Source organism: Psychromonas arctica (assembly GCF_036697365.1).
Lineage (GTDB): Bacteria > Pseudomonadota > Gammaproteobacteria > Enterobacterales > Psychromonadaceae > Psychromonas > Psychromonas arctica_A.
In genome coordinates this window covers 18362-36839 of record NZ_JBAHZA010000023.1, presented here as the reverse complement: position 1 = coordinate 36839, position 18478 = coordinate 18362, and the positions used below count along the sequence as shown (strand labels likewise).

20 protein-coding genes are annotated in these 18478 nt (G+C 36.6%); 8 read left to right on the top strand and 12 right to left on the bottom strand.

Features of this window, described 5'->3' with window-relative positions:
• Positions 1–417, bottom strand: a 417-nt coding sequence (locus tag V5290_RS16600) for a type II secretion system protein N (protein ID WP_333388383.1), incomplete at its 3' end; no start/stop codon positions are given.
• Positions 418–908: 491 nt separating this feature from the next.
• Between V5290_RS16600 and hslR the strand changes: the two genes are divergently transcribed.
• From hslR to V5290_RS16580, 4 genes are all read left to right on the top strand, one after another.
• Positions 909–1313: a ribosome-associated heat shock protein Hsp15 gene (gene hslR / locus V5290_RS16595; RefSeq protein WP_333388380.1), complete on the top strand. Its 405-nt coding sequence runs from the start codon at positions 909–911 to the stop codon at positions 1311–1313.
• Between the two features lie 29 nt (positions 1314–1342).
• Complete coding sequence (gene hslO, locus V5290_RS16590; RefSeq protein WP_333388377.1) at positions 1343–2203, top strand: Hsp33 family molecular chaperone HslO; 861 nt, start codon at positions 1343–1345, stop codon at positions 2201–2203.
• A 175-nt stretch (positions 2204–2378) separates the two neighbouring features.
• Positions 2379–3998 carry a phosphoenolpyruvate carboxykinase (ATP) gene (pckA, locus tag V5290_RS16585; protein WP_333388374.1) on the top strand — a complete coding sequence of 540 codons (1620 nt, stop codon included), beginning with the start codon at positions 2379–2381 and terminating at the stop codon, positions 3996–3998.
• 216 nt (positions 3999–4214) lie between these two features.
• A complete protein-coding gene (locus tag V5290_RS16580; protein WP_333388372.1) occupies positions 4215–4841 on the top strand; it encodes a CAP domain-containing protein in 627 nt (208 codons plus the stop codon).
• 78 nt (positions 4842–4919) lie between these two features.
• On the opposite strand, the gene V5290_RS16575 is transcribed toward V5290_RS16580, so the two are convergent.
• Entirely contained in the window at positions 4920–5432 is a 513-nt protein-coding gene (locus tag V5290_RS16575; protein WP_333388369.1) for a protein disulfide oxidoreductase, read from the bottom strand.
• A gap of 1 nt (position 5433) precedes the next feature.
• Positions 5434–7542, bottom strand: a complete 2109-nt coding sequence (locus V5290_RS16570; protein WP_333388366.1) for a protein-disulfide reductase DsbD family protein — start codon at positions 7540–7542, stop codon at positions 5434–5436.
• Positions 7543–7852: 310 nt separating this feature from the next.
• Here V5290_RS16570 and V5290_RS16565 point away from each other — a divergent pair, with 310 nt between their 5' ends.
• A complete protein-coding gene (locus V5290_RS16565; RefSeq protein ID WP_333388363.1) occupies positions 7853–8842 on the top strand; it encodes a 2-hydroxyacid dehydrogenase in 990 nt (329 codons plus the stop codon).
• Between the two features lie 65 nt (positions 8843–8907).
• Here V5290_RS16565 and V5290_RS16560 read toward each other — a convergent pair whose 3' ends face one another.
• Entirely contained in the window at positions 8908–9225 is a 318-nt protein-coding gene (locus V5290_RS16560) for an isoprenylcysteine carboxylmethyltransferase family protein (protein WP_333388360.1), read from the bottom strand.
• A gap of 514 nt (positions 9226–9739) precedes the next feature.
• On the opposite strand from V5290_RS16560, the gene V5290_RS16555 reads away from it, so the two are divergent.
• Positions 9740–10309 carry a phosphoribosyltransferase gene (locus V5290_RS16555; RefSeq protein WP_113820450.1) on the top strand — a complete coding sequence of 190 codons (570 nt, stop codon included), beginning with the start codon at positions 9740–9742 and terminating at the stop codon, positions 10307–10309.
• A 70-nt stretch (positions 10310–10379) separates the two neighbouring features.
• Here V5290_RS16555 and V5290_RS16550 read toward each other — a convergent pair whose 3' ends face one another.
• The 5 genes from V5290_RS16550 to V5290_RS16530 all read right to left on the bottom strand — a co-directional run bounded on the left by V5290_RS16550 (position 10380) and on the right by V5290_RS16530 (position 13879).
• Complete coding sequence (locus tag V5290_RS16550) at positions 10380–10973, bottom strand: ACP phosphodiesterase (protein WP_422662756.1); 594 nt, start codon at positions 10971–10973, stop codon at positions 10380–10382.
• Between the two features lie 60 nt (positions 10974–11033).
• On the bottom strand, positions 11034–11924 hold the full coding sequence (locus tag V5290_RS16545) for a DMT family transporter (protein WP_333388351.1): 891 nt from the start codon (positions 11922–11924) through the stop codon (positions 11034–11036).
• A gap of 80 nt (positions 11925–12004) precedes the next feature.
• Positions 12005–12499: a GNAT family N-acetyltransferase gene (locus tag V5290_RS16540; protein WP_333388348.1), complete on the bottom strand. Its 495-nt coding sequence runs from the start codon at positions 12497–12499 to the stop codon at positions 12005–12007.
• A 26-nt stretch (positions 12500–12525) separates the two neighbouring features.
• Positions 12526–13308 carry a hypothetical protein gene (locus V5290_RS16535; protein WP_333388346.1) on the bottom strand — a complete coding sequence of 261 codons (783 nt, stop codon included), beginning with the start codon at positions 13306–13308 and terminating at the stop codon, positions 12526–12528.
• 34 nt (positions 13309–13342) lie between these two features.
• Positions 13343–13879, bottom strand: a complete 537-nt coding sequence (locus tag V5290_RS16530; protein WP_333388343.1) for an XRE family transcriptional regulator — start codon at positions 13877–13879, stop codon at positions 13343–13345.
• A gap of 71 nt (positions 13880–13950) precedes the next feature.
• Here V5290_RS16530 and V5290_RS16525 point away from each other — a divergent pair, with 71 nt between their 5' ends.
• Positions 13951–15141 (top strand): benzoate/H(+) symporter BenE family transporter, encoded by a 1191-nt coding sequence (locus V5290_RS16525; protein WP_333388339.1) that lies wholly within the window; start codon positions 13951–13953, stop codon positions 15139–15141.
• Here the strand turns inward: V5290_RS16525 and V5290_RS16520 are convergent.
• Positions 15138–16340: a methyltransferase gene (locus V5290_RS16520; RefSeq protein WP_333388336.1), complete on the bottom strand. Its 1203-nt coding sequence runs from the start codon at positions 16338–16340 to the stop codon at positions 15138–15140. The genes V5290_RS16525 and V5290_RS16520 overlap by 4 nt on opposite strands.
• A gap of 483 nt (positions 16341–16823) precedes the next feature.
• On the opposite strand from V5290_RS16520, the gene V5290_RS16515 reads away from it, so the two are divergent.
• Positions 16824–17372 (top strand): hypothetical protein, encoded by a 549-nt coding sequence (locus V5290_RS16515; RefSeq protein WP_333388332.1) that lies wholly within the window; start codon positions 16824–16826, stop codon positions 17370–17372.
• A gap of 103 nt (positions 17373–17475) precedes the next feature.
• Here the strand turns inward: V5290_RS16515 and V5290_RS16510 are convergent, their stop codons facing one another.
• Positions 17476–17658 (bottom strand): hypothetical protein, encoded by a 183-nt coding sequence (locus tag V5290_RS16510; protein WP_333388330.1) that lies wholly within the window; start codon positions 17656–17658, stop codon positions 17476–17478.
• A gap of 105 nt (positions 17659–17763) precedes the next feature.
• Positions 17764–18417, bottom strand: a complete 654-nt coding sequence (locus V5290_RS16505) for a hypothetical protein (RefSeq protein ID WP_333388327.1) — start codon at positions 18415–18417, stop codon at positions 17764–17766.
• Positions 18418–18478 lie beyond the last annotated feature (61 nt).

Genomic DNA, 18478 nt, shown 5'->3' with positions numbered 1-18478 from the left:
CACACTAATAATAATACGGTCATGGTAAATTTCAGTGACGACAGCATCTGTTCCTGGGATTTCAGACTCTATAAAATAACTGTCTTGGGAGCGCTTATATTCGATAATAACACTGGAAAGTCTAGGGTCAGAGGCGGCGACTATGCCAACAAGAGTTAGTTTTAAACGAGTTTTGGGTGCTTCTATCTGTTCTTGTTGATAAACAATTCTTTCGCCTTGATAACGACCAAATATTGCTTGTCCTTGTAATTTTTGAGTGCTTAATCTATCAGTTTGATTAATCTTTCTTTCAGTAGTAGGAATCCAATTGTGACTACTTTCAGGTTCTGGATAAACAGATAAAGTTAATAAGGCAGATTGGTATGCGACTGAACCACAGATCACTGCCAATAATATTTGGGGTAGTATGGAAATCATGGCCTACATTCTCATCCTATTACTGAATCATTGAATACCAAAAAAACATTAATATCACATTAATGCTAGTGAAGCGCTTTATAAAATAACAATTAACAGAAAATTTCAATATTCATGAGACTTAGGCTGTAAGTTTAAAGCTTCGCTGTCGATAAGATAACACTTTTATAACAATTTTTATGTCACAAGTTTATAACAAATATTATGTCATAAGTTGACCTTGACTTATCAAGTTTTGCCCCCACCTGTTAAGTGACATAGCTCACATTAATTAATGTGTTATCTTTGAACGATTAAAATAATGCTTCGATTTAGAGAAGCTTATGCAAATAGACTAACTAGTTCGCACAATTTTTGTTGAAAAAAGATGTTTTTTATAAAAATATAAGCATGTTATTTAATATGATAAGCATAACAGAGCTTTATTAAATAATGATTTAGCGTAACGTCGACTTTTACTATATTAAAATACGATTTTTGAGTTGAAATTTATGACAACACTAACGGTTAGACTAGATAAATGGTTATGGGCGGCACGTTTTTATAAGACCCGTAGCTTAGCAAGAGATATGGTACAAGGCGGTAAGGTCCATTATAATGGGCAACGTTGTAAAGCCAGTAAAACTGTTGAAGTCGGCGCTCTATTGTCTATCCGCCAAGGTGAACAGTTATTTGAAGTGGTTGTAGAAGCTTTATCTGAACAACGCCGAGGCGCTCCAATTGCACAAACACTTTATAAAGAAACAGATAAAAGTGTTGCCAAGCGAGAGCAACACCAAATGTTACGTAAGCTAAGTTTACAAAATGCGCCACATCCAGACCGAAAACCAAATAAAAAAGAACGCCGCGAATTAATACACGCAAAAACACAACGCAATACAGCTAATTTCGATTAATTACTGAAAAATACATATTGAGAGAATTTATGACAGACCAACTACAACGCTTCCTATTTGATGACTTCGAAATTCGTGGTGAAATTGCACAAGCACATACAACTTTTGAAGAGTGTGTAAGCAATCACGATTACCCTGTAGAAGTAGCAAATACAATCGGAGAGCTATTAATCGCAACGAGTCTGCTTACAGCAACATTAAAATTTAAAGGTAAGATTGCAGTACAAATCCAGGGAGATGGCCCATTAAGTATGGCTGTTATTAACGCAAACCAAAATTTAGAAGTACGTGGCACAGCTCGTTACCAAGGTGATACAACGGGTTTATCTTTTGCTGAATTAATTGGTAAGGGTAATTTAATGATCACTATCACTCCTGATAATGGTGAACGTTACCAAGGTATTGTGGCATTAGAAAAAGACACATTAGCAGCTTGTTTAGAAGACTACTTTGTTCAATCTGAACAGTTAGCAACTAAAATCAGTCTTTTTGCTGATAGTACCAGCACACCAGTTCAAGCAGCAGGTTTATTAATTCAAACCTTGCCAGCACACAGTGAAAGCCATGAAGAAGATTTTGCTCATGTATGTGCACTAGCAAGTACTATTAAAGCTGAAGAAATCTATACTTTACAAAATGACGACCTGTTATTCCGTTTATATCATCAAGAAAAAGTACGCCTATTTGAAGCTCAGCCTATTAGCTTTGTATGCGGTTGTTCTAAAGAACGTTGCTTATCTTCATTAGCATCTCTAGATGAAGAAGAGATAAAAGATATTTTAGAAGAACAAGACAGTATTGATATGCGTTGTGAGTATTGTGCAACGACTTATTCATTTAAAGAGCAAGATCTGCAAATTCTTTTAACTCCTGCAAATCAAAAGCACTGATTTATCATACAAAAGTGCGAGCTCACAAAGTTGCCATGGATATTTTTCTGTGGCTTTTTTTTGCCTAATAATTAGACACTGGTCCCACTTATCTCGCCACAATTCCCTTACTCTCCGAATGGCTACATTACATTTTTTTAACAAAATTAACACTGGCTATAAAGGGGAAAAAACCATGGCCCAAGCACCACTATCGACTGCAAAACTGAAAGAATACGGCATCACAAATATCTCGGAAATTTTTTACAATCCAAGCTATGAAACACTGTTTACAGAAGAAACTGCGGAGTCTTTAAGTGGCTATGAAAAAGGCATTATTACAAACAATGGAACTGTGGCTGTTGATACGGGCATATTTACCGGGCGTTCACCTAAAGACAAATACATTGTCAAAGACGACACCACACGCGATACGGTTTGGTGGAGTGACCAGGGGAAGAATGATAATAAAGCTATTGATCAAAGTACTTGGAATGCACTCAAGCAAGTTGTAACAGAGCAGCTCTCTAATAAAAAACTATTTGTGGTAGATGCTTACTGCGGTGCGAATGCAAATTCACGCTTAAAAGTTCGCTTTATTATGGAGGTTGCATGGCAAGCACATTTTGTAAAAAACATGTTTATTCGCCCTACTGAGGAAGAGTTAATAGATTTTGAACCTGACTTTGTAGTAATGAATGGGTCTAAAACCAATAATCCGAACTGGCAACAACAAGGACTTAACTCCGAAAACTTTGTTGCCTTCAATCTCACGGAAAAAGTACAACTTATCGGTGGTACTTGGTACGGTGGTGAAATGAAAAAAGGATTATTTTCAGTAATGAACTACCTATTGCCATTGAATGGCATGGCTTCAATGCATTGTTCAGCTAATATTGGAAAGGCCGGAGATACGGCTATTTTCTTCGGTTTATCTGGCACTGGCAAAACCACATTATCAACCGACCCTAAACGCGCCTTAATCGGTGATGACGAACACGGTTGGGACGACCAAGGTGTATTTAACTTTGAAGGCGGGTGCTACGCCAAAACTATCCGTTTGAGCGAGGAAGCTGAGCCAGATATTTTTGGTGCAATTAAGCGTAATGCTTTGTTAGAAAACGTGATGATTAATGCACAGGGTGAAGTGGATTATGATGATGCGAGTAAAACAGAAAATGGGCGAGTATCTTACCCTATTGAGCATATAGAAAATATCGTTAAACCGATCTCCAAAGGGGGCCATGCGCAAAAAGTTATCTTTTTAACCGCTGATGCCTTTGGTGTTTTACCACCTGTGTCTAAGTTAACTAAAGCGCAAACGCAATATCATTTCCTATCAGGATTTACTGCAAAGTTAGCGGGGACAGAACGTGGAATTACAGAGCCAACGCCTACCTTTTCAGCTTGTTTTGGTGCAGCTTTTTTAACTCTGCACCCAACGCAATATGCTCAACAATTGGTAAAAAGAATGGAAGCTTGTGGGGCTGAAGCTTACTTGGTGAATACTGGATGGAATGGCTCAGGAAAACGCATATCAATCCAAGATACACGAGGTATTATCGATGCTATTTTAGACGGCTCTATTGAGAAAGCGGAAGTTAAAACTATTCCTTTGTTTAACTTACAAGTACCTACCAGCCTACCTAATGTAGACGGTAGTATCTTAGATCCACGAGATACTTATGCAGATACTACCGAGTGGAACGAAAAGGCTGAAAAATTAGCTCATTTATTTATTGATAACTTTGCACGTTACACAGATAAAGAAGAAGGTAAAATATTACTTTCAGCTGGACCTAAATTAGCAAATTAAACCTTAAAACACACATCCATAGTGAATTCCACTATGGATGTGTTTACACCACTTCACTCATTAACACTCTCCCCTTCTTCTTTTCATGTTAGATACTAAATGGAACTATCTTTTAATTATTGCGGTCTACTGACTCGTTATAATTAATTCAACTGTATCCTGAATAGTCAAAGTGGATTAGTAGAAGTCAGATTAAATAAGGAAAGGGAAATTATCATGAAATATTGGTTAGCTTTTATATGCTGTGGCTTAGCACTTACCGCTTGCGGAAGTGGTAGCTCTTCAACAACAGAAACAAACATAACCGATACAAGCATTACCTCGGATACTAACACCAGTAGTGAACAAGTTAGTACTACAGAAGTGACTGAAACAACACAAGTAACATCAAAGATTATTGATTACAGTGCAATGAGCTGTGAAGATAATTTAATTGAAGCATTAACGCTAATTAATCAACTCCGATCCGAATCACAAACCTGTGGTGCGACTACATACCCTGCCGTTGATGCAGTTACCTGGAGCTCAACATTAACTTTAGCCGCCGAAGAGCATTCCTCAAATATGGCAAACTACAACTTCTTTAGCCATAGTGGTTTAGATGATAGTACTGTCGGAAGCAGAGTATCTGCACAAGGTTACGCATGGAGTTATGTATCAGAGAACATTGCTGCAGGGCAAACTTCGGTACAAGATGTCGTTGACGGTTGGATGGAAAGTGAAGGGCACTGTACTAATATTATGAGTGAAAATGCGCAAGAGATGGGATTAGCTTGTGCTGTAAACGCCGATGCAGATTATCGATATTATTGGACTCAGGTATTCGCTAAACCATTACAATAAAAAATAAGGAAGTAGTTTCAATAACTGCTTCCTTGTTTCAAAACACCCGGCATAGACTAAATTATATTTACAAGTTAGTTAGCTTAATAGCATTCTCGCCCACATACCAAATGGGCTTGTAAAGCCAGTCGTTACGGCTGTAATTTCACCTTTGTCCACTACAATTAAAGTGGGTGTTAAGCTAATCCCCCAGGCTTTACTGATAGCACCTTTAGGGTCATTTAATACAGTAAAATCATACTCTTTTGCATCAAGGTACTGCTTAACTCGCTGTTGTTCTCCAGAATTTAAGGCAACGGTTACTACTTGCATCCCATCACTCACAAAATTAACAGAGGGTGACACAGTAGTACAAACACTACACCAGGTCGCCCAGAAATAAACAAGCACAGGCTTTTCTTGACTCATCGCAATCAAATCAATATTTTCGCCCTCTACACTGGTTGCAACTAATGCGGGCGCTTTTCCTGAGGCTATTGATTGAGCTCGCCATAAATCTACCCCCCATCCTAATGCTAAGGCTAACAGTAGATAAATAGCACCTGATTTAAGGTTGCTAACCCAACCTTTTTTTACTTTTTTATCAGTCATATTATTGGCCTTTGGCTTGTTCAATTGCTTTTATTACATCGTCACTATTCAAAATAGTTGATAACTCAATTCCATTTGGCGCGCCTGGTCCATAAACTATATTAAACGGAACACCATAACGACCAAAAGATTGTAAGTAAGCTGTGACATCGTCGGAACGAACAGTCCAGTCACCACTCATGGCTACCACATCTTGTTTTTGCAACTCGCTAGAAACAGGATCTTGTAATAACACCCCTATTTTATTGGCCTTACAAGTTACACACCATTTAGCAGTAACATCAACAAATACAACATGCCCTTTCGCTACTTCTTGTTTAATCACTTTCGCATCTAAAGGAACCCACTGTGTTTCATCATGAAGCGGATCCACTCCGTGCTTAGCGGTAAAATGATTAGTCACAAGAGCTAACGAAACCACTACTAGCAAACTTAATAAGCTAACAAGAAAAACACGCTTCCCATGCTTTTTCCAAATTAAAATAGCAAAGATAATTATCATCAATACAGCAATAATCGCTGTATAAATTATTCCAATAAAGCTACTTAATAAGCTAATTAACCATAAACAGGTAAGTAAGATAAGTAACGCAAAGATGAGTTTTACCGTTCCCATCCATTTTCCTGGTTTAGGCATAAATGTCGCAATACTTGGGAATACAGCAATCAGTAACCAAGGCAAAGCCATGCCTATTCCTAAAGCGGTGAATACTGCAAATAATTGCCAACTTGAAGCACCTAAAGCAAAAGCGACCGCGGTACCTAAGAATGGTGCGCTGCAAGGTGTTGCCAGTAAGGTAGCAAACATCCCCTGTAGATAATGTCCTAAATAGTTATGCCCGCCCTTTGTTGCTAGCCAAGTCTGCATAGAAGAGGGTAATTGGATTTCAAATAAACCCAACATATTCACTGTAAACAAGGCTGTTACAACCACCATAAACCCAATAAAGTAAGGATTCTGGAATTGAATTCCCCAGCCTAGTGCTTCACCAGAGAACTTTAATATTAAAAGGAATAACGCTAACAACCAAAATGAACTGATAATACCAATACTAGAAGCGATAAATTGCTTACGTACCTGAGCTCGTTGCGTACCATCGACGCCCAAGACAGAGCTTAACTTCATGCCTAAAACAGGTAAAACACAAGGCATAATGTTTAGAATCAAACCGCCTAGTAAAGCGATTAAAAAGATAGAGAAAATAGATTCTCCTGCGGTAGTAATTGCTTGGTTGCCTAAGCTCGTTGCGATCTCTACTGCTATATCAGTATCAACAACAGTGATATTCACTTGAGCAGCAGTTAAATCAACTTCTCCCCCCCAACTAGTTGCTTCAAAGGTCGCTGTTAATTGCTTGCCTACCACTTCAATGACGGGTTTTGAAAAGAAGACATTTTCTAACGTGGCTTCACTGCTATCGATAAACAAATCAGGCTGCTGCCAATCTAATTGATGCGATAATTGCACAACGACTTGTTGATTTTGCTGATCCCATACGCTTTTTATTTCGGTTATATTCGCGTTATTTTTTTGCGCTTCAATCGCCGACTGTTCCACTAAAATAGGTACACTACTTACCGCTTGAGCATACGCAAAAGCAACATCATCATTGATAGAAAGTTGTTGCGGATCAAAGGTTAAATTAATCTCGTAATCAGTTAATACACAGATAGTCGTACAAGACGCGAGAGTGAGTGTGCCTTTTAAACGACTAATTTGACTAGGGTCTGTAACAGAAATCTGCATTGGGAAATGAATTTGATCTTTATAACCAACAGTTTCTACACCTAAAACAGGATAACGTTTAGGTGTTGGCCAAGACCAATTTACATCTGAGATATTAGTAGATTGAGTTGTCCAATCAAACGTTGGTGCGACACCACCTTCACCAGGTGATCGCCAATATGTTTTCCAACCAGATGCTAAACTTACATTCAAAATACCATTCACTGTATTTTGTTCAGCTTGACCAGTTAACTGCAAATTCACTTTGACGGGTAAATGATTAAAATTGGTGATCCAGCCCGTTTCAGGTGCTTGTGCGAATGCACTACTGATCAACCCAAAGAGCAATAAAAATGATAAACCGAACTGCCTTAACGTGGACATGATGACTCCGAAAACAAAACAATAGAAAAAAGAGATGAATATAATAAATACAACACCGCCAGCATAGCTGTGACTCAATAAGATTGAAAAGGTTCTTATAAGACAAGTTACTTGACCGAGAATGACTTAAATTTATTGCACTCTAACACATCATTATGAAACAAATTTATTCTGTAACAAAGTCATCCCTATAGTTAAGTTATAACGTATTGGGTGTACAATCGATACAAAGCAGAAAAACCGTTTAACATTTTTGCAAAGCAGATTATCTCATCACTGTATTATTATCTTAAACATGGAGTTACCTTTTATGAAAGTCGCTATGTTCAGTTCTCGTAGTTATGATATTCAACATTTCCAGCCATTAATTTCAGATCCCATGAGTATTAACTTTTTTGATACTCAGCTTAATGCACACACGGCAGCTCTGGCATCTGGTTACGATGCAATATGCGCATTTGTAAATGATGATTTAAGTGAACCAGTATTAATACAACTTCATGAATTAGGAATTAAATACATTGCAATGCGTTGCGCTGGTTTTAATAATATTGATCTATTTTGTGCAAAAAAATTAGGCATCACTATTGTTCGTGTTCCAGCTTATTCACCGGAAGCAGTTGCAGAGCACACTATTGCATTATTGATGACCTTAAACCGCCGAATTCACAAGGCTTATCAACGCACTCGAGATGCTAACTTCTCCTTAGAAGGCTTAGTTGGTTTTAATCTGCATGGTAAAACCGTTGGTATTATCGGTACGGGTAAAATAGGGGTTGCCACTATGGCAATCTTTAAAGGATTTGGCTGCAAAATTCTTGCTGCAGACCCTTACCCTTCTGCTCATGCAGAGGCATTGGGCGCAGAATATGTGGATTTCCCAACTCTATTCAAAAATAGTGATGTGATCAGTTTACATTGTCCATTAACTAGCGATAACAAACATCTACTGAATAAAAAAACCTTCGATTTAATGAAAAAAGGCGTAGTGATTGTAAATACTAGTCGAGGTGGTTTATTGAATGCCCATGATGCAATTGAAGCATTAAAATCAGGGCGTATTGGCGGGTTAGGCTTAGATGTTTATGAAGAAGAAGAGCACCTATTCTTTAATGACCATTCTAGTGAAATTATTACCGATGATACCTTCCGACGTTTATCAGCTTGCCATAACGTTATCTTTACTGGCCATCAAGCCTTCTTAACTAAAGAAGCATTAACCAGTATTGCTCAAACCACATTAGATAATTTACAACAGTTGGATGAAGGTAAACAGAGCGAGAATGAAGTAAGTGAATAATTACTAACAAGACGTAATAATAGTCCCGTTAAAGCCCTTAATTAGATTTTAAGGGCTTTAAATAATTATAGCCACATCCTAACCTGTTTTTTATAATGGTTAAATTGCTCCCCAAAGATTGATTTTAATGCTTTTTCTTCAGGTTCGATAAAGCGCTTGGTGATACTGTAAATGTATAAAGGGATAATCACTAAACATAATGGATTCCCAAGCAAGCACACTTCCGCAATTAACAAGCCAACCATACCTAAATACATTGGATTACGTGAATAACGATAGATGCCCGTAATAACTAGCGAAGAGGTTTCTTCTGGCGTCGTTGGATCTAGGGTTGTATTAGCTTTTTTAAACGCCAAACCAGCAGAGGCAATAACTAATACCAATCACACTAAGTAACTGATCTATTTTACTTGTTAAAATAACTTATTTCTTCGTTGTAACTTTCGTAAATAGAACAACTATTTAACTTAAGTTACGCCTTAAACTAAGTCATTTTTCCTGCGCAAAATTTAGACCACTTATTTAATGCAATTGGTATAATATAGCAATAATAAACGCCAATAAAGCTAGCCAATTTAGGATTGGTAAGTGAATACTCACACTATAAAAGATGAAATCAATCAATAGCATTATTGACATATATAACAACGTGATGATTGGTGGGTAACGTAAAATTTTCAACTTAACTTGTCTCCTATCAAAGAATAGAGTTCGTATTTCTGTAGAGTAAGATATAAACGATAGCCCAATATGATGGGGATTTCTTAAGCCCATCTTAAAATTATATAATTTACGCGAGAAAAGACTTTTTTATCTGTTTTTTTAGCATACAAATTGTGCAGAACTATCTTTTTTAGTTTAAACTGCGCGACTAAATTAATTCCAGAGGAAAATGATATGTCTGATAAAGTCTTTATCACTGCACAACAATTACTTGAAGACTCATTTCGTCTTGCATCACAAGTTTACGATAGTGGCTTCCGCCCACAGTTTATAGTTGGTATTTGGCGTGGCGGTGCACCAATCGGTATTGCAGTTCAAGAATTCTTTGACTACAAAAAAGTAGAAACAGATCATATCGCAGTACGTACATCTTCTTACTACGGCATTGGTAAGCAAAGTAAAACCATCAAAGTACATGGTTTACATTACATCATCGAAAATGCAAATGCAGACGATGGTTTATTAATTGTTGATGATGTATTTGACTCAGGCCGAAGTGTTGTTGCATTAACTGAGAAGCTGACAGAAGTAATGCGTTTAAATATGCCACGTGATGTGCGTATTGCTACTCCTTACTACAAGCCAAAAAACAAAGCAGTAGACATGGTACCTGACTACTACATCCATGAATCAGATGAGTGGTTAGTATTCCCACACGAAGCATCTGGTTTATCGGTAGAAGAGATTACTGAAGGAAAAAGTGACTTTAAAAACATCGCTCACTTATTTACTAAAGAAGACTAATTTCAATACTTTGTATTGTTGATCAAAGGAGGCCATGGGTCTCCTTTTTTGTGCCTATGACATATAGGTTTTATTCAGTAATAAACTGCCTACTCGCCACCAGCACATCTGCATAGAGTCCGGTAAAAATAGTAGCGAATACCTGATAGTGTTCAACCAACACTTTTCCCGTTTCGGCAAGCGGCGCCATTCTTGGACTTCGCGATGACATCCTTTGTAAAGCATATTCGATATTACTTATTTTTTGATAAGACTCAATCCATTTATCACGCCATACTAAACTATTAATTCGCTCAAATCTTTCAGGTAAAATTACGTTATCTTCCACAGTTTCCTGAGCAATTTTTTGTTCTGCCAAATGACAAAAATCAATCAAACTTAAACAATGAAATTTAGACCAATTAGCGGCAAGGCAGTGGTCCCAAAACATGTCTAAAGCAATCGGTGCATAACGACGTAGATGCGTTGGAAAAAGCTGTTTAGCTTGTAAAACTTGTGGATGCTTATCAGTAAAACTATCAACAAAGCGGTGCAAGCGAATCCCTTCTACTATCTTTGCTGGAAACTGCGTATCAGGATTACCTTTCACGAAATCCCCTAAAAAATTACCGCTGAAGCTAGTATTAGTGTTGTCGGCAATATGCAGATGAGCAAGATAATTCATGATACTTAATTAACCTCAACGTTAATATTTAACGTTATTAAAACGTAAATTGATGCTGGCCTATGAAGCTTGATTTAAGTCAGGTTGAATCACTGTTTGCTCATGACGCTTACTGATCATTATCCCTATAAACACCACAAAAATACTCAACCACTGCCAATATGTTAACACCTCATTAAGTAATATTGCTGATAATAATAAAGCAAACACAGGCACTAAATTAGAATAAGCGGCAGCCGTTAATACAGATGAGCGCTGTAATCCATAGTTATACATACCGTAAGCGCCTAGCGTCACCGCAGATCCCAAATAAACAATATTTAAAAGCGCATAAAAGTCATGTTGCTGTGGCCACTCCATAAAAATCAGAAAAGGAGCAAAGAATAGTGTGCCAGATAACCCTTGTAAGGCAATCAATGATAAAGCGGAGTAACGATTCAACAAATGCTTCATTGCCACCACATAAATTGCAGCACAAACCATCGCTAATGCTTCTAGGCTATTTCCTAATAATGGATTTGGTGCATGGTCCGTGTGGGGCGAAACAACACTCAACAAAATGCCGCCAGTAATGCATAAAGAAAAGCCTACGATTATATTTTTGCTAAGCTTTTCTTGTAATAAGAAATATGCAAAAAACGCAACCAGCAACGGTAAACAAGAGACAATAACGCCAGCCTGTGAGGCAGAGGTGAACTGCATAGCATGCCCTTCAAATAGGTAATATAAACAAGGCTCAGCCAAAGACATAATAAATAGCCATTTCCAATCGCCTTGCTGATATTTAAAGCGTTTAACCCATGGCCATAAACATAAGCAAATCAACAAAGTAATAAGCATGCGTAGAAAAATAACAAAATTAGGAGGGTAAAAATCAATGGCTACTTTTAAAGTGATAAAAGAGCTTCCCCATAAAAAAGTCGCAATTAAAAAACATAAGACAGCAGGCATATTTTTTACTCTAAAAATGTAAGTATCCTATCACCAAGTTAATACTATTGTGATGATAAGTTATTTAATAAAAAAGGGGGTTATCCCTCAATTTCCTGATGATAAAGGGTAAAACCACGTGCCTGATAGTTCGCTAAAGCGCTAGGGTGATCCAAACTACAAGTGTGCACCCAGATCCGCTTAGCTTTGCAAGTTTGCCAAGCTTGTTGAATTGCATAACTTAATAAATAACCGCCAAAGCCTTTACCAATAAACGCAGACGTTAATCCAAAATACTTAATTTCTACTTCCCGTTGTTGATCGATCTCTAATTCAAAATAACCAGCAATAGCCCCTTCATAATAAGCAACCCAAGTTCGTAAATTATCGCGTTCGCTATAGGCTTTCCAGCTTTCATCAGATTCTTTTAATTTATCAAACCATTGCCATTGTTCCCCGACTAAGGAGTACAAAAAACGGTTAAATCGATACTCTTTAATTTTAGTTTCCGTAATTGTTAAACCTGAAACAGCTGGCTTCGAACTTAACTCACTTTCCGCTAACATCTGTAAATAATAAATGGTGGTATCGCTCATCGCCTTACTAATGCTCCTTGCCTATTTTAGTTGTCTATCGCTTTTTCATATAATGACTTAAAGTTTTTAGTACTAAACATAAAACCGTCACCTCCAGAATAAGCTTTCACTTTCACTACAGATTCTTCTAAGAACTGATTTAAGACAAAGTTATTACCTGACTCTGTATCTGCATAAAAAACCACTAACTCTCCTTTACATATCACAGAAAACCGGACAAGCTCTTGATTGATATACATAGGACTAGATTCTGGTTGTTCACTTTGTCCAGCTTCACAACCCTGTGGTTGCTTGCTTTGAAAAAAAATACTTAGTTTCTCATAGCTACCTCTGCCTAACAGAGCAACAATAGGTTTTGCATCTATCTCCTTAGTAATTATGACTTTATGAGGATCATCTATATACCAACCAGGGTGCGTTTCGACTTTATCTTGTAAACTTGTCTGATCTAAATACTTAGGTACATTATCGATATAAATATCAACCGTCCTAGCAAAATTCTTCCAGCGCCCATTAATCGGTAAATAATAATAAGCAAGGTCAATCGCTTTACCATTAACCACGACCTCCCATAAACCTTTATAGTGAGCATCTTGCATCTTACTTGTTTCAATCATTATGTTTTCAGGTGTAGTAATACCACAAGCTTCACAATACTTTTTGAGCACTTGGATATTTTCGCTTTCTAGCAATTGTAACGCTAAAGTCGCTTCTTTTTTACTCACTCTCTGCGCTTGATCGGCAACTGAAGATAAAGAATAAAAGAGTAGGCTAGCAATAAACAGCGAAAGTGATTTTCTAATGTTCATCATTTTTCCCTTTGAATAAACAGACCATTTAATATTAAGGATAATGGATAATATTGAAGAAACGTAATAGCTCATTACCTACATTACGATATCCATGTACTTGATCTGCTTTAAATTTAACACTTTCACCAATATCTAGTCTATGCCACTGTGCGTCAGAAAAATATTCCATTTCACCACTTTTCACAACAATGTGCTCGATAACACCTGTTTGATGTGCTTCTGAAAGCTGCTCATGGTCAATGGCAAAACATAATTCAAACATTTCAATAGCAGTGTTTTTATCAAACTCAAAAATAGTATTGATACTAATATTCTTACCCTGAGAAAGGCCATCTGATTGTGAGAGTTCTTCATTTTTCGTCCCTAAAAAAGCAGATAAAGGTAAACTAAACCCAGTTGCTATTTTCCATAATTTGGCAATAGTAGGGCTAGATTCACCGCGTTCAATCTGACCTAACATTGCTTTAGATACCCCACAATTCTGGCTTGCAGTATCTAAACTCCACCCTTTTTCTGTGCGATGTTTTTTAAGTTGAACCGCTACTGTTTTATTGATTAAATCTGACATATTTACCTTGTGCGTTATAACGGTTAATGTTAGCTTACATGCATTGTACGTTAAAACGCACGGAAGGTATTATGAAAACTGTTTGGCATCGGGTCAACTTTATTATTGCAGCAATGAGTGCAGGCTTAGTCGCTGTTATTGTTGGTTTTTCTAGTTCTGTCGCCCTTATTTATCAATTGGTGATTAATCTCGGTGGTGACAGCGAAATGGTGGCCAGTTGGTTTTTAGTGCTTGGCGTTAGCATGGGACTTTTAACTATCATACTGTCATATTGTTACCGGATGCCTATTCTAATTGCTTGGTCGACACCAGGTGCAGCATTAATGATCGCTAATGTACAAGAATTTACGCTTAACCAAGCGGTAGGAGGTTTTATTGTTGCGGCATTTTTATTATTTATTTTCCCACTAGTAATGCCCTTAGAGAAACTATTCAAATGGTTGCCACAACAGTTAGCATCTGCAATGTTAGCCGGTATATTATTAAATTTTGGATTATCAGTTTTCACTCAAATGAATATCCAACCAATACTAATTCTTAGCATGTTTATCAGTTACTTATTAGCTAGGCGATTCACACCGCAATGGGCTCTTTTCATTGTAATGGTTGTTTCTGTTATGCTGGCTTGGCATCTACAGCTTATTGAAAATAAACATATTGATTGGCAATGGAGTGAGATCCAGTTTATTAAACCGGATTTTTCATGGTCAGTTATTCTAGGTATTAGCTTACCTTTATTTATCGTCACTACAGCGGCACAAAATATCCCAGGCATTGCCATGCTACAAAGCTTTGGTTATCGAGCTCCAATTAAGAAGATCTTATCTATAACAGGATTTACTAATTTATTTACCGCTGCATTTGGTGGCTATGCTCTAAATCTTGCTGCAATTAGTGCTTCTATTTGCATGTCTGAAGATGTCCACCCAGACCCGAAAAAACGGTATTGGGGAAGTATTTGGGCAGGTATTTTTTACTTAATATTGGGGGTGTTAGCCGCTTATATTATGGCTTGGTTTGCACTTTTACCCACCTCATTGATCTTAGCACTTGCGGGCATTGCATTGTTTGGCACCATTACCCACAGTTTACAACAAAGTGTTAATAGCGAATCAAAACATATCAATGAAGCAGCTGTTATCACTTTATTGATCACAGCATCACCTATCACATTATGGGGAATAAGCTCAGTGATTTGGGGGGTAATCGGTGGTTTATTAGTCTTATTTATCAGTCGACTCAACATAAAACCAAAGGGTTAACGACTTGCTTGAATCAAGAGGTTACGAGGTGTAATCTGTGATTTACAAAAAGTCGAAACCTGCACCTGATAACCCAATTCCTGTAAACGTAAGGCTCTGTCATACACTAGCCATAACTCTAATGGTCGACGAAAGTATTGCGAGACCAATTCACCACGGCGTAACCTTTCAAAGCGCTGTTTTCCTTGTATTAGAAAATCAGAAAGGTCTTCTGGTAATTGAAAAGACAAGCTTTTACGTAGCATCACCCATTTAACAAACTCACTAAAGTCTTGCGAAAGTAAGGTTTTAGGAAAGCTAGGCACGTTCATATATTGTTGAGTATTACCCATTGATTTTTGCAAGCTATCAAAGCTTAATCGCCACCAGACTTCTTGATCATTTAGTTCAGTTTGACGAACACTTGAGGAGCTTTGTTGAGAAACAGCTAATTTTAGATCTTGTTTGGTCAAGATAAGTGCTGACAATAATTGGCTGCCTTGTTGAACATAATCAGAAAGTGGCTGATAGTGCTGATCTTTAGTTAAATGATAACAACAAGGACTAATCGTTACTTTCTCTGTCTCAGATTCGCCGACAGCTTTAATAAGATGTCTGTGTAAATCTCCACAAGCATGCAAAGCAACTGCATGCTGCTGTTGCTTTGCATATATATCAGCTTCATTTAGTAATACATTCGCTTGATAAAATTTTTGCGGAATAGCATGGCGTTCAGCAAGAGATTCACCTTGCTTACAAAGTTCAGCATTCCACTCAACTGCTGTCACAACGTTATTATTTTTAAAGTTAATTAAACGCCCTAAATGCCCCTTGCCCGCACACCATTCAAGTATCGGTAATTGATCATCGATGTGTTTAGAGAATTGCTCTATTTGTATCCATTTTCTGCCTTTTATTCCATTTTTAAACCAGAATGGAATATTAGTATTCACTAAATCAGTAATGAGGTCTTTAACTTGAAATAAAGGATCGTCGAAATCTAATAAATCGGGAATGAACTGCTTTAAAAGAGGATGCAATAAGCTTGGACTATTTTGATATAACGATAATTTTGTGTGATCAATTGATGCTAAAAATTCAATTAGCTCATTATTATCATTAAACGCGGAATAACTATCTAATGAAAAAGCATTGTAATGCCAGTAGTTCTTTAATTGTGTTAAATATTCATCTATTTGATCAAACTGACTACAGAGCATGACTTATTCCAATATTTATCTTTATTTATTTCTCTACATTTTATACTAATCACAGGCCTATTTGATTAAATAGATTCAATGGTTATATATAAAAATTCACACCACAATAACAGTCATTTCATCTATGTATCTATAATGGGATATCGAAAAAATTTACAATATATCTATTTGAAAACAATTAGTTATAAATTCTATTTTTAGTTAAAAACTAACAGTTAGTAATTAAGTCGACTACCAATAAAAACAAATACTTAAACCTCGAAAAAATACCTTATTTATATATAACCAAACAAAGTAACTTGGCATTCAGTTGTCTGATTAAAAATACGAAATGTTGGAATACCTTACAAAAACAAAAAATAAAGTAAAATAAAGATCACAAAAGATAATTAAGCCATTAATTTTAAATGACTTTATATTTATGGAATGAAATATGCTCTATATCTAATCGTGGAATTATCCATTTATATAAAGGAGAATAAAATGAATAAAATATTAGCATTTTTCGCAAGTTCGATACTGCTTATGTTAAGTGTGGGTTCAGCAAACGCGACATCAATTGAAGGTACAATTAGCTTTGAAGGTAATGCATCCGTGGATGGCTCATACCCTCTTATTACTGGCATTTCATTTTCAGGTGTAGAAGTAAGCGGACTTGATGAATTAGTAACGGGTAGCTTTGATGGTTTAGAAGACAGTGCAGCGACATTCTATGACTACTCGACTACGAATAACACGCTTCCTTATACTTTATGGACTGCAGGTACCTTTACATTTACAGTTACTGACTTCGCAATTGATCTTCTTGTAGATGTTAATAACATGCTAGTAGGTGCTATTTCAGGAACAGGTTACATTGAAAGCACCGATCCATCATTGGATCTAACTGCAGGTGCATGGAGCATTACAGGACAATACATTAACGGTGCAGTATCTTTCTCTTCAACAGCCGTACCAGCACCAGCAGGAGCCGCATTATTAGGTTTATGCTTATTAGGCTTTGGTTTCGCTCGTCGTAACAAAAAAGCTTAATAATAATTTCTAACCAATAGAAGAATTAATTAAAGCCTAATAATCATTCGATTATTAGGCTTTTCGCATTACCATTTATTGTTAGCATAATCGCTCTGTAAACTTACTTATTGTTTTTTTCAGTTTCATTACTTTCTGTAGAGCAAGATTTAGTTTGCTCAGATGCTTCGTTACTTGGCAATGGGTCACTGCAACAACTGCCAAAGTGTACCGAATCTAACCATGCTTGCATTTCTTCTTCAGTATTCTTTTTATCAGATTCTGGTTTATCTTTTATTTCACTCATTTACTTTCCTTAATATTTACCAACAAACTAATATCAATTGTTATCTTAAATAATAGATCTCAATTTTACGTAGAAAAAATAAGCCTGCTTATCTCATAATTGGTATTACAGCCCAATGCTATCTAGAATCTCTAAAAAAACATCTTCTCGGCTACTTGTAGTTAAGTTTGGATATAAACGACATAAGCGTATTGCCTGACTAAATTTACTTTTTCCTAACACACTTAATACTCGAGTAAACAGAGCTTCATCTAAAAAAAAGGTTTTAACTGCATGCGAAACAGCATCATCTAATGATACATAAAGAACACCATCAAATTCAAAACTATCATTGTTACTATCAATAACCAATAATTCATTATTTACCACTAACGGCCAGCCTTGATAGTTTATTCTACCTTGCATCAATTCAAACATAGGCCAAGCACTGCGCTTAAAACCTTCAAAAGCACTTCCTTCTAATTCAGACTCCTCTAATTCTTTTTTCGTCCAATTAGAGCCAATACTTAAGGTTTTTTGATGCTTTTTAGTTAATGCTTTTTTAATTGCGTCTCGATAATGGTAGATAGAAGTAAAAGCGGAGCGTTTAATAATACTTGAGCACTCTTTACAGCTAGGCAAAGTTAAAGGTAAGTGATCTAAAATATTAATTTCATATTCATAAGAAGGGAATTTTATTTTTTTATCGCTAGGTTCACCGCAAAACCAACAGGTATGACGATAATTAAAAGGGATCTCGACAGCATAGAAAGTAGCCATAATACGCACCTATAAAAAATAATTTAGAGTACGTTTTGATAAGGTAATAATCAATGGTTGA

Excerpts from the sequence above, each read along its gene's own strand:
- V5290_RS16535 (WP_333388346.1), bottom strand. The coding sequence starts at position 13,308 with ATGAACATTAGAAAATCACTTTCGCTGTTTATTGCTAGCCTACTCTTT.
- V5290_RS16565 (WP_333388363.1), top strand. The coding sequence starts at position 7,853 with ATGAAAGTCGCTATGTTCAGTTCTCGTAGTTATGATATTCAACATTTC.
- V5290_RS16575 (WP_333388369.1), bottom strand. The coding sequence starts at position 5,432 with ATGACTGATAAAAAAGTAAAAAAAGGTTGGGTTAGCAACCTTAAATCA.
- V5290_RS16540 (WP_333388348.1), bottom strand. The coding sequence starts at position 12,499 with ATGAGCGATACCACCATTTATTATTTACAGATGTTAGCGGAAAGTGAG.
- V5290_RS16515 (WP_333388332.1), top strand. The coding sequence starts at position 16,824 with ATGAATAAAATATTAGCATTTTTCGCAAGTTCGATACTGCTTATGTTA.
- V5290_RS16545 (WP_333388351.1), bottom strand. The coding sequence starts at position 11,924 with ATGCCTGCTGTCTTATGTTTTTTAATTGCGACTTTTTTATGGGGAAGC.
- V5290_RS16505 (WP_333388327.1), bottom strand. The coding sequence starts at position 18,417 with ATGGCTACTTTCTATGCTGTCGAGATCCCTTTTAATTATCGTCATACC.
- hslO (WP_333388377.1), top strand. The coding sequence starts at position 1,343 with ATGACAGACCAACTACAACGCTTCCTATTTGATGACTTCGAAATTCGT.
- V5290_RS16555 (WP_113820450.1), top strand. The coding sequence starts at position 9,740 with ATGTCTGATAAAGTCTTTATCACTGCACAACAATTACTTGAAGACTCA.
- V5290_RS16570 (WP_333388366.1), bottom strand. The coding sequence starts at position 7,542 with ATGTCCACGTTAAGGCAGTTCGGTTTATCATTTTTATTGCTCTTTGGG.
- V5290_RS16510 (WP_333388330.1), bottom strand. The coding sequence starts at position 17,658 with ATGAGTGAAATAAAAGATAAACCAGAATCTGATAAAAAGAATACTGAA.
- V5290_RS16520 (WP_333388336.1), bottom strand. The coding sequence starts at position 16,340 with ATGCTCTGTAGTCAGTTTGATCAAATAGATGAATATTTAACACAATTA.
- V5290_RS16550 (WP_422662756.1), bottom strand. The coding sequence starts at position 10,973 with ATGAATTATCTTGCTCATCTGCATATTGCCGACAACACTAATACTAGC.
- V5290_RS16530 (WP_333388343.1), bottom strand. The coding sequence starts at position 13,879 with ATGTCAGATTTAATCAATAAAACAGTAGCGGTTCAACTTAAAAAACAT.
- pckA (WP_333388374.1), top strand. The coding sequence starts at position 2,379 with ATGGCCCAAGCACCACTATCGACTGCAAAACTGAAAGAATACGGCATC.
- V5290_RS16580 (WP_333388372.1), top strand. The coding sequence starts at position 4,215 with ATGAAATATTGGTTAGCTTTTATATGCTGTGGCTTAGCACTTACCGCT.
- hslR (WP_333388380.1), top strand. The coding sequence starts at position 909 with ATGACAACACTAACGGTTAGACTAGATAAATGGTTATGGGCGGCACGT.
- V5290_RS16525 (WP_333388339.1), top strand. The coding sequence starts at position 13,951 with ATGAAAACTGTTTGGCATCGGGTCAACTTTATTATTGCAGCAATGAGT.